The sequence below is a fragment of the Yersinia sp. Marseille-Q3913 genome, from assembly GCF_963892745.1.
Lineage (GTDB): Bacteria > Pseudomonadota > Gammaproteobacteria > Enterobacterales > Enterobacteriaceae > Yersinia > Yersinia bercovieri.
In genome coordinates, this window is sequence record NZ_CAWQAF010000027.1 from 24,401 (window position 1) to 34,942 (window position 10,542).

Genomic DNA, 10,542 nt, shown 5'->3' on the forward strand with positions numbered 1-10,542 from the left:
GGTTTATAGAGCCAATGTGGTGTATAGGGAAAATTGCTTGTCTGGAGCTTGGCGGGAGTAACGATGTTGGCCAGTGACCGGAAGCCACCTGTGAAGGGGAAACCGGGCCTGTAGCGATAAATTACTCTTGTTCCCTTCGCGGGTACTAACCCGATCAGGTTCCGCGGATCCCGAATTAACGGTCTCAGCCTGCGTTTTCTTTCCTAAAAAAGTCTACGCTAGGCACTCCGACAAGAATCCTCAGTATATGAGGTTGTATTAAAACTACAAGGGCGGGCTGTAAGCTATTTTACTTGCCCCACAGGTGCTGCAGGCTGAGCGGCTTGCCAGGACTCTGCTGCCCACTTAATTAACTGATCTTCTAACTGGAAACGGGCGTCGAGGGCTTCGCCGATATCGGATAACGCCTGCTGGAACTCGGTGCAGCTATCATCGTCATCGATCTCGATGTTGGTATAACGATCGTGGAATGACATGATAGTTTGGGTATTGTTTTTTAACGCAGGGTAAACTTTGGTGGTCAGCGCCATTCTTGGGCTAGACTCGCCTTCTACCTGCTTGATAATTCTGTCGTAGATGTGAAAATGACCAGCTGAGAGATAATCCACCAGGTTATGACAAAAGTTCTCCAGCGCTTTTTCATTAAGCGGGGTATGCTTTTCTTTTCGCGGCTTAATACCGATCACTGTGCAATACGAAACTAAAAGTTCTTTACGCGCATGGAGCCATTGATCAATTAATTCATTACTGCCGCCAACGCGTTGAGTCAAGCTTTCCAGTCGATTGAGCATGAACGACTCCGTGAAGTAATAATGAGTTACAAAAAAGTAACAAGCCAGATTCTAGATTGCCAGTGAAGTCGAGGTTGTGCAACAACGATATGGAACTACAACTTACAGGTAAAGAGAGTGGTTGGTGGATAGTCAGCCATGAAAACAAGTTATGGCTGCCAAAAGGGGAGTTGCCACAAGGCAATGCTGCCAATTGGTCACTACAGGGCGCAACCGCCAGACAAATTGGTGAATGGCAGGGGCAGGCGGTTTGGCTTATTCGCCAGATCATGCCGACCGACATGGGATCAGTGCGCCAATTGCTGGATGTGGATCGCGGTCTGTTCCAACTGGCTGGGCGGGGGGTGCAATTAGCGGAGTTTTATCGTTCGCACCGCTTCTGCGGCTATTGCGGTCATCAAATGCATGCCAGCCGCACCGAATGGGCTTGCCTGTGTAATCACTGCCGTGAACGCTATTATCCGCAAATCGCCCCTTGTGTGATTGTTGCCATTCGCCGTGGTGATGAAATCTTATTGGCGCAGCATGTACGGCATCGTGGCGGGATTAATACGGTGCTGGCCGGTTTTGTCGAAGTGGGCGAAACACTGGAGCAGGCCGTGTCCCGTGAGGTTTTGGAAGAGAGCAATATCCACATTAAAAATCTGCGCTACGTGACGTCACAACCCTGGCCGTTCCCACACTCGCTCATGGTGGCCTATATGGCGGAGTATGACCACGGCGAACTGCGCCACGATCCGAAGGAGCTGCTCAATGCCGGTTGGTATCGCTACGACCAACTCCCATTACTGCCGCCGCCGGGCACTGTGGCCCGCAGGTTGATTGAAGATACGGTGGTTTTATGTCGTGAATATGCCGAAAATATATAGCAGCGTAAAAAACGATATATTAAAGAGGGATCTAAAAGATAGACAAAAAAAGATGGTGTATTTTATTTCTTTTCGTGTTTAAGAAATAAAAAATGATTATTAATGCATCACCCTTTAATAGGTTCGCAATCACTGGTCTGGCAGACCCAAGCTTTAACCAACTGGCTTTCAGCGAAAGAGTCATGTCGATATTTTACAGTAAGGTGTCAGCAAAGATTAAGGATAACGAACTAACACCGATAGAAAAGCTACTCTGCATGAGCAATGAAGTTAGTCTGTCCGGTGGTACCCACAAGGAGAGAGGTCTTTGCGCGTTTAAGATTCAAAATGTTTATGAAAAGGTGTTACTCGACATTTTGAAAGATCATCCACTTTATCAGTTGAAGGTGTGTTTAGTAGCGCCAAAGCCAATTCAGTCACTTTGCACAGTGAACCCCCAAGAGGTGATTAAGGCGATTAATGACAACGGAACTGGTGAAAAACAAACAGGCGTAACTGAGCGCATGAAAACACTTCATCGGTTGCTTTCTTATAAAAAGCAATTCCAATGCGTTGTCATGTTCAGCGAAGAACCAAAAGAGGACGAAAAGAAGAATTTTAGCAATGTCGTCGACATGTACCCCAACCTTTTGGCTTTTCCAACGGAGGAAAATCACATTACTTGGGGCTTAACGGGGGCAAGTTATCACCTCACCAACAACAATAATGAAACCCACGTTTTTATTATCAATACCCCTTTGCTGCCTCGCTATAATGGTGAGTTAAAATTTTATCAAGGGAATTCCAACTCCCCTTTAATAAAAGAGATACAGGCTCCGTTAGTTGCTCTTATTCCAGATTTTTCCTCTCCTATTTAAGGAACATTAGTGTCTAATGCTGCAAGTGTATCGATGCCAAATATCTTCATGGATGAATATCAAGGTATGGCATTAACTGAAGATAATATCTTTAATAGACTCATTATGGGTAAGTTAGATCGCCAATCATTTTTTGATGATTCGTCCAGTAGTGATGTGGTCAAGAAACTTATTGCTGGTAACAGTGTTCAAGTTACCGGCACCGCGATTGAAAGACAGACTATTGCGGTTAATATTCAGAAAAATTTTGAAGAGGTGTTATTTCGTCTATTAAAACATAACCCTTCTTATCAATTAGAAATGGTTTCCCATACCGCGCTACCGCCAACGCCTTTGAGCACGGTAAGCGTGCAGCAGGTCATTGACGAAGCCCCCAAATTTAAAAACCATGATGCGGCTCAACGAACAGTAACGGATCGCACGGTGACGCTTCATCAATTACTCTCTTGTGGAAACCAATTCAAATACTTCTGTTTTTACGATACGCCGCGCAAAGAGCAACAAGCGGACAACTTTAGAAAAATAGCGGAAAAGTATCAAGACACTCTTTTCCCGATTAAAACGAAGGTGGAAGGGAGTGCCGAAGCGTTAACCGGCGCAACTTACTATCTCACCCACGGCAAAAATGAAATATATGTTTTTGGTATTCGTATTACTCAAGCGAATAAGGTTAGCGAGAATGGGGAGGGTGAGGCGAGACTTTTTCAGGGGGCAATTGATAACCGGGTAATAAAAGAGGCGCTGGCCCCTCTGGATCAGCTTATGGAAGATCATGCAGATGCTTCTCCGTATTCACTGTACACTTAATTGCCGCGATAAGGACTCATCACTTGCGCCCCCTGATTACTGCCACTCGTAACATGAAATGTGATATCAACATGCTACAATGCTGCCAACTAAAAGATGGCCGCCAGGTAATTAAGGGAGCTTCACCATGAATGAGTTGAAAAACGATCGCTATCTGCGGGCCTTATTGCGTCAACCGGTTGATGTCACACCGGTATGGATGATGCGCCAGGCGGGCCGCTATTTGCCAGAATATAAAGCTACCCGCGCAATTGCCGGTGATTTTATGTCGCTGTGTAAAAACGCGGAGCTGGCCTGTGAAGTGACGATGCAGCCATTGCGTCGTTATCCACTGGATGCAGCGATTCTGTTTTCAGACATTCTAACCATCCCGGATGCCATGGGGCTGGGGCTCTATTTTGAAACCGGCGAAGGTCCACGCTTCAAATCGCCGATTACCTGCCGCGCTGATGTTGAAAAGTTGCCGATCCCTGATCCTGAACAGGAGCTGGGCTACGTCATGAATGCGGTGCGCGCTATTCGTCGTGAGTTGGCAGGGCAAGTGCCGCTGATTGGCTTCTCCGGCAGCCCATGGACACTGGCGACCTACATGGTCGAGGGCGGTAGCAGCAAAGCCTTCACCAAACTGAAAAAAATGATGTATGCCGAACCACAAACACTGCATCTGTTGCTGGATAAATTGGCCGACAGCGTCATTTTGTATCTCAATGCGCAAATCAAGGCCGGAGCGCAGTCGGTGATGGTCTTTGATACTTGGGGCGGGGTGCTGACAGGTCGCGACTATCTTGAGTTCTCATTGAATTACATGCATAAAATCGTCAATGGCCTGACTCGTGAAAACGAGGGGCGGCGTGTACCGGTCACCTTGTTTACCAAAGGCGGCGGGCAGTGGCTGGAAGCTATGGCCGCCACCGGCTGTGATGCGCTGGGGCTGGATTGGACCACTGACCTTGCCGACGCGCGTCGCCGTGTGGGTGATAAAGTCGCGCTGCAAGGCAATATGGACCCTTCCATCTTATATGCACCGCCTGCGCGTATTGAGCAAGAAGTTAGCACCATATTAGCCAGTTTTGGGCAAGGTGAAGGGCATGTGTTTAATCTGGGCCACGGCATTCATCAGGATGTCCCGCCAGAACATGCCGGTGCTTTTGTTAAAGCGGTACATGCGCTATCACGGCCTTATCACCAATAGATTATCTGAATAGGTTGCCAGATGATTGACACTAAAGCGCTTCGGGCAGAGCAACAGCAGCGGGCATCTGAGGTGATACTGCAAGATGACCCTGTTCTGGCTGATGGTCTTAGCCCGCCAGTGCGCTTTATTGCTGGCGCTGATGTGGGTTTTGAGCAGCAGGGGGAGGTGACCCGTGCTGCTATCGCAATTTTGCGCTATCCCTCGCTTGAGCTGGTGGAGTATCAGATTGCACGGGTAGAGACTTCACTACCGTATATCCCCGGTTTACTCTCTTTTCGTGAATATCCTGCATTATTAGCCGCTTGGGCGCAGCTCCAGCAACGGCCCGATTTGGTTTTTGTTGATGGGCAGGGTATCGCGCATCCACGCCGTTTAGGGGTTGCCAGCCATTTTGGTCTGTTAGTGGATGTGCCCACCATTGGTGTCGCCAAAAGCCGCCTGTGTGGGCATTTTCAGCCACTGGAGAGTAATAACGGCGCAGTAGAACCCCTGATTGATGGCAATGAGCAACTTGGCTGGGTATGGCGCAGCAAAATTCGCTGCAACCCGCTGTTTATTTCGCCGGGGCATCGGGTGAGTGTGGAGAGCGCATTGACGTGGGTCCAGCGCTGTATGGCGGGTTACCGCCTGCCGGAGCCAACCCGCTGGGCAGATGCTATCGCCTCAAACCGCCCGCAATTTCAACGTTGGATGCGGAAAACTCCTGATTTGCTTGGCAACAATAGGGATATGATTTAATTTCGGGTACACTGCCGCGCAGATAATGAATAATGAGAACTCATCATGATACGTAATCCGATTCATCTACGTCTCGAAAAGCTGGAAAGCTGGCAACACCTGACTTTCATGGCTTGTTTGTGCGAACGGATGTATCCCAACTATCAGCAATTTTGTCTGGAAACAGAGTTTGGCGATCCGGCGGTTTACCGGCGCATTCTGGACCTTATTTGGGAAACGTTGGTCGTAAAAGACGCTAAAGTGAATTTTGATAGTCAGTTGGAGAAGTTGGAAGAGGCAATTCCTTCAGCTGATGACTATGCTATCTACGGTGTTTATCCGGCTATCGATGCGTGTATCGCATTGAGTGAGGCTATCCATTCGCGTTTGAGTGGGGAAACACTGGAACATGCCATCGCGATCAGCGAAGCATCCATTCGCACCGTTGCCATGTTGGAAATGACACTGGCTGGCAAAGAAATGACCGATGAAGAGCTGAAAATCTTGCCCGCGGTCGAAGAAGAGTGGGACATCCAATGGGAGATTTTCCGCCTCTTGGCTGACTGTGAAGAGCGCGACCTGGATTTGATAAAAGGGTTACGATCTGACCTGCGGGAAGCGGCTGTTAGCAACATTGGCATAAATTTAACGCAATAAGGCAAGAAAACGTGATTTAACGCCTGATTTGTCACGTCTTAAGGCTTCACATCTGCCCCCTGTCTGTTCTACATTTGGGGGGCGAAAAAAAGTGGCTATCGGTGCGTGTATGCAGGAGAGTGCTGTCATTCGGCATATCCGTCGCACTTGATGCTTTGCAAACGATAAACACACTGTAAGGATAACTTATGAATAAGACTCAACTGATTGACGTAATCGCGGACAAAGCGGACCTTTCTAAAGCTCAAGCTAAGGCTGCTTTGGAGTCCACACTGGCTGCAATTACCGAATCTCTGAAAGACGGTGATCCAGTACAATTGGTTGGTTTCGGTACTTTTAAAGTAAACCATCGTAATGAGCGCACTGGCCGCAACCCACAGACTGGTAAAGAAATCAAAATTGCTGCAGCTAATGTGCCAGCGTTTGTTTCTGGTAAAGCACTGAAAGATTCTGTTAAATCTTAATAGTGTGTCAGTGAAAATAATAAGCAGGGGGGTGATAAAGCCCCTTTTGTTTATGCAGCGGGTGCTGATGACCCTCGGCTTAGCCTTTGGTCTCAGCGCCTGTAGCAGTCAGTCAGGCTCCCCCCAATTTAGTGCCAGCGGATACATCGCCGACAGCGGCGTAGTGCGTTTATGGCGTCAGGATAATGCGCAACAACAGCCACTGGTGTTGATGAGCGTCTATAGCCCCTACTCCGGGGACAATACCCGCGTTACCTTCTATCAATACCAAAATGGTATTTTGCATGAAATTCGCCGCAACGATTTAGGCCATAATCCACAGAGCATCGAGCTGCGTTTCGATGAGCAGGGGCAGGTGAGTTTTATGCAGCGCCAATTGGCCGAGCGTCGTGAGCAGCTATCAACCGATGAGATTGCAGTTTATCAGTTGGAAGCAAAACGTATTCTGGAACTGAGCAGCGCACTGCGCGCCGGAAACGTCAGATTACTTCAGGGGCGTTGGCAGGATGGTATCGTCACCAGCTGTGCCGGAAAAACATTACGGCTGAGTCTCGATGATAACTCGCAGAGATGGTTGAGCCAGCGGGGTGGGAAGAGTGCGCACCCCTTAGGTGTCGCGTGGCTGGATTCACCGGAAGGTCAACAGCTGCTGCTGGCTGCCAATCAGGATTTCTGCCGCTGGGAACCGAGCGCCGGCAGTTTATAGCATCTGAAATGTAAAATGGGCACAGCGAACCATGCCCATCGAAAGTATTGACTGCTAGCCATTATTTGCTGCTAGCTAGTTGTTTACCACTGTCCGGTTATTTGCCACGGGCAATCGCCCGATAGCCAATATCTTTACGGCAGAAGCTGCCTTCCCAGTGAATATCCGCCGCCAACTGATAAGCGCGCTGCTGTGCCTCGGCGACAGTTGTCCCCAGTGCCGTCACGCACAATACACGCCCGCCGCTGGTCACCACCTGATTATCACCATTCAACTGTGTACCTGCATGGAATACTTTTCCGTCGGCTACTTCTTGCTGCGGCAATCCATGGATAACATCGCCCTGGCGATAATCTGCCGGATAACCGCCCGCTGCCAGCACTACACCCAGTGAAGGGCGATCATCCCAGTCAGAGGTTTTCTCATTTAGCTTGCCTTGTGCACCCGCCAGACAGAGCTCGACCAGATCAGAGCGCATCCGCAGCATGATGGGTTGTGTTTCTGGATCACCAAAACGGCAGTTGAATTCGATAACTTTCGGTTGCCCATCGGCTGAAATCATCAAGCCTGCGTATAGAAAGCCGGTATAGACACTCCCTTCCGCCGCCATGCCGCGCACGGTTGGCCAGATAATCTGATCCATCACGCGCTGGTGGATCTCATCTGTCACCACGGGGGCCGGTGAGTAAGCCCCCATTCCGCCAGTATTCGGACCGGTATCGCCATCACCGACGCGTTTATGATCCTGACTGGTGGCCATTGGCAGCACATTCTCGCCATCAACCATCACGATAAAGCTGGCTTCTTCGCCGTCGAGGAACTCTTCCACCACGATACGGTGGCCTGCATCACCAAAAGCATTACCTGCCAGCATGTCGTGAACGGCAGTTTCCGCCTCTTCTAACGTCATGGCGACAATCACGCCTTTACCCGCAGCCAGTCCGTCAGCCTTAATCACGATTGGTGCGCCAATCTTGCGAACATAAGCCAGCGCCGGTTCGATCTCAGTGAAATTTTGGTAGAACGCGGTTGGGATATGGTGGCGCGCCAGGAAATCTTTGGTGAACGCTTTGGAGCCTTCTAACTGAGCCGCCGCTTGCGTCGGGCCGAAGATAGTCAGACCTGCGTCACGGAACGCATCCACCACGCCAATCACTAACGGCGCTTCCGGGCCAACAATGGTCAGGCCGATATCGTGGCTTTGAGCAAAGGCCAGCAAGCCTGCAATATCCGTCGCGGCGATAGCCACGTTCTCTAATCGAGGTTCCAGCGCCGTACCGGCATTGCCCGGTGCGACATAGATTTTATCCGCTAAAGGCGATTGCGCGGCTTTCCAGCCTAATGCGTGTTCGCGTCCACCGTTACCAATAATCAAAATATTCATCGGGTGACTCCGTTAAGCGGTTTAATTAATGACGGAAATGACGCATGTCAGTAAAGATCATCGCGATATTGTGTTCATCTGCGGCAGCAACCACCTCGTCATCGCGGATAGAACCCCCCGGCTGGATCACGCAAGTGATGCCAACGGCAGCGGCGGCATCAATGCCATCGCGGAACGGGAAGAAAGCATCAGACGCCATGGCGGAACCGGCAACCTGTAAACCTTCGTCGGCGGCTTTGATCCCGGCAATCTTGGCAGAGTAAACACGGCTCATCTGGCCTGCGCCTATCCCGATGGTCATATTATCGCGGGCATAGACAATGGCATTGGATTTAACGAACTTAGCCACTTTCCAGCAGAACAGTGCATCACGCAGCTCTTGCGCGGTTGGCTGGCGTTTGGACACCACACGCAGATCCGCTTCTGTCACCATACCTAAATCACGATCTTGTACCAGCAAACCACCATTCACACGTTTGAAATCCAGGCCGGCAGAGCGCGCCTGCCACTGGCCGCAGATCAACACACGCACGTTTTGTTTGGCTGCCAGAACACTCAGGGCATCGGCGCTGACACTTGGCGCGATAATCACTTCCACAAATTGGCGGCTGATGATCGCCTGAGCGGTTGCAGCATCTAACTCACGGTTAAAGGCAATAATGCCGCCGAAAGCAGAGGTAGGGTCAGTTTTGTATGCACTTTCGTAAGCGGCAAGAGTGGAATCACCAATCGCTACGCCACAAGGGTTCGCGTGCTTGACGATCACACAGGCAGGTTCGCTGAACTCTTTCACGCACTCCAGTGCGGCATCAGTATCGGCGATGTTGTTGTAAGAGAGCGCCTTGCCTTGCAGCTGTTCTGCGGTAGCGACGGAAGCTTCTTTCAGATTCTCTTCTATATAGAAGGCGGCTTGCTGGTGGCTGTTTTCACCGTAACGCATATCCTGCTTCTTAATATAGTTAAGATTCAGGGTCCGCGGGAAGTGACCTGCGGGCTGCTCGGTCTCGCCGTGATAAGCCGGAACCATGGTGCCGAAGTAGTTGGCGATCATGCTGTCGTAGGCGGCGGTATGCTCGAATGCTTTAATCGCTAGATTGAAGCGGGTTGGGTAGGTTAGCGAGCCGTCATTATTATCCAGCTCGGTAATGATGGCGGCATAGTCACTGCTCTTCACCACGATGGCGACATCTTTGTGATTCTTCGCCGCAGAGCGCACCATGGTCGGCCCGCCGATATCAATATTCTCAACGGCATCTTCCAGTGAACAATCTGGACGCGCCACGGTTTCGGCAAAAGGATACAGATTGACGACCACCATATCGATCGGTTGAATATCATGTTCAGTCATGATGGTATCATCTTGACCACGGCGGCCGAGAATACCGCCATGGATTTTTGGATGCAGAGTCTTAACGCGGCCATCCATCATTTCCGGGAAACCGGTGTAATCAGAAACTTCAGTGACCGGCAGGCCAGCATCGGCCAACAGGCGGGCAGTCCCACCGGTGGATAGTAACTCGATGCCACGCTGAGAAAGCGCTGCGGCGAATTCAATGATACCCGCTTTATCAGACACACTAAGCAGAGCACGGCGGATTGGACGGCGTTGTTGCATGGTTTTATCCCTTGGCTTTGGAATCGCAGTTTTTCATTCGCTATAAATAGAGCGTTACGTGAATCTCTACCCGGTACTTCTTTCTATATATAGAGGAACAGATTCAGATAACGTCCCGAAAAGGGGACTGCCAGCCTGCCATTAGCGTGCTGGTGGCTAGGATAAACGGAAAAGCACGCTTAATTTGGGTCTGACTGACGCTATTTTGATAAAAATCGATCCGCAAAGGTCATATTTGATGAATACCGCCCTGCAATTTCGACGCGGGGAATTGTAGCGAAAACGATTGCGTGATGCTCGTCAATTTTCAGTTCAGATTACATCTGTGGATAAGTTTGTGCACAACAGGGTATAAAGAGGGGTTTTGCTGTGGAATGCAGCAAACGATCATTTTTATTGAAATTAGCAGTTGCGGCCTGCGAGGAACTCCCTATAATGCGCATCCATCGAGACGGCACACAACGAATCAAGTAGTTAAGT

Annotated in this window: 11 protein-coding genes and 1 riboswitch; of the genes, 8 read left to right on the forward strand and 3 right to left on the reverse strand. The window is 49.9% G+C overall.

The features are described 5' to 3' along the window. Positions 1-114 precede the first annotated feature (114 nt). Positions 115-240: riboswitch (TPP riboswitch) on the reverse strand. Positions 241-284: 44 nt separating this feature from the next. Next, the gene (gene rsd, locus AACW11_RS12630) at positions 285-791 is read right to left on the reverse strand and encodes a sigma D regulator (RefSeq protein WP_212586855.1); all 507 of its coding nucleotides are present in this window, start codon (positions 789-791) and stop codon (positions 285-287) included. Positions 792-880: 89 nt separating this feature from the next. On the opposite strand from rsd, the gene nudC reads away from it, so the two are divergent. The 8 genes from nudC (at position 881) to AACW11_RS12670 (ending at position 7,063) form a co-directional block, all read left to right on the forward strand. Next, entirely contained in the window at positions 881-1,660 is a 780-nt protein-coding gene (gene nudC, locus AACW11_RS12635) for an NAD(+) diphosphatase (RefSeq protein WP_212586856.1), read from the forward strand. 92 nt (positions 1,661-1,752) lie between these two features. Further along, on the forward strand, positions 1,753-2,517 hold the full coding sequence (locus AACW11_RS12640; RefSeq protein WP_212586857.1) for a hypothetical protein: 765 nt from the start codon (positions 1,753-1,755) through the stop codon (positions 2,515-2,517). Between the two features lie 9 nt (positions 2,518-2,526). Beyond that, a complete protein-coding gene (locus AACW11_RS12645; protein WP_212586858.1) occupies positions 2,527-3,324 on the forward strand; it encodes a hypothetical protein in 798 nt (265 codons plus the stop codon). Between the two features lie 127 nt (positions 3,325-3,451). Then, entirely contained in the window at positions 3,452-4,516 is a 1,065-nt protein-coding gene (gene hemE / locus AACW11_RS12650) for a uroporphyrinogen decarboxylase (protein WP_212586859.1), read from the forward strand. Between the two features lie 21 nt (positions 4,517-4,537). Next, the gene (gene nfi / locus AACW11_RS12655; protein ID WP_212586860.1) at positions 4,538-5,257 is read left to right on the forward strand and encodes a deoxyribonuclease V; all 720 of its coding nucleotides are present in this window, start codon (positions 4,538-4,540) and stop codon (positions 5,255-5,257) included. Positions 5,258-5,302: 45 nt separating this feature from the next. Beyond that, positions 5,303-5,893: a YjaG family protein gene (locus AACW11_RS12660; protein WP_032898579.1), complete on the forward strand. Its 591-nt coding sequence runs from the start codon at positions 5,303-5,305 to the stop codon at positions 5,891-5,893. A 188-nt stretch (positions 5,894-6,081) separates the two neighbouring features. Then, the gene (hupA, locus tag AACW11_RS12665) at positions 6,082-6,357 is read left to right on the forward strand and encodes a nucleoid-associated protein HU-alpha (protein WP_004876782.1); all 276 of its coding nucleotides are present in this window, start codon (positions 6,082-6,084) and stop codon (positions 6,355-6,357) included. Between the two features lie 52 nt (positions 6,358-6,409). Further along, entirely contained in the window at positions 6,410-7,063 is a 654-nt protein-coding gene (locus AACW11_RS12670; RefSeq protein ID WP_212586864.1) for a DUF1481 domain-containing protein, read from the forward strand. 97 nt (positions 7,064-7,160) lie between these two features. Here AACW11_RS12670 and purD read toward each other — a convergent pair whose 3' ends face one another. Both purD and purH read right to left on the reverse strand, forming a co-directional pair. Continuing rightward, complete coding sequence (gene purD, locus AACW11_RS12675) at positions 7,161-8,447, reverse strand: phosphoribosylamine--glycine ligase (protein WP_212586861.1); 1,287 nt, start codon at positions 8,445-8,447, stop codon at positions 7,161-7,163. A gap of 25 nt (positions 8,448-8,472) precedes the next feature. Then, complete coding sequence (purH, locus tag AACW11_RS12680) at positions 8,473-10,062, reverse strand: bifunctional phosphoribosylaminoimidazolecarboxamide formyltransferase/IMP cyclohydrolase (protein ID WP_212586862.1); 1,590 nt, start codon at positions 10,060-10,062, stop codon at positions 8,473-8,475. Between the last annotated feature and the right edge of the window lie 480 nt (positions 10,063-10,542).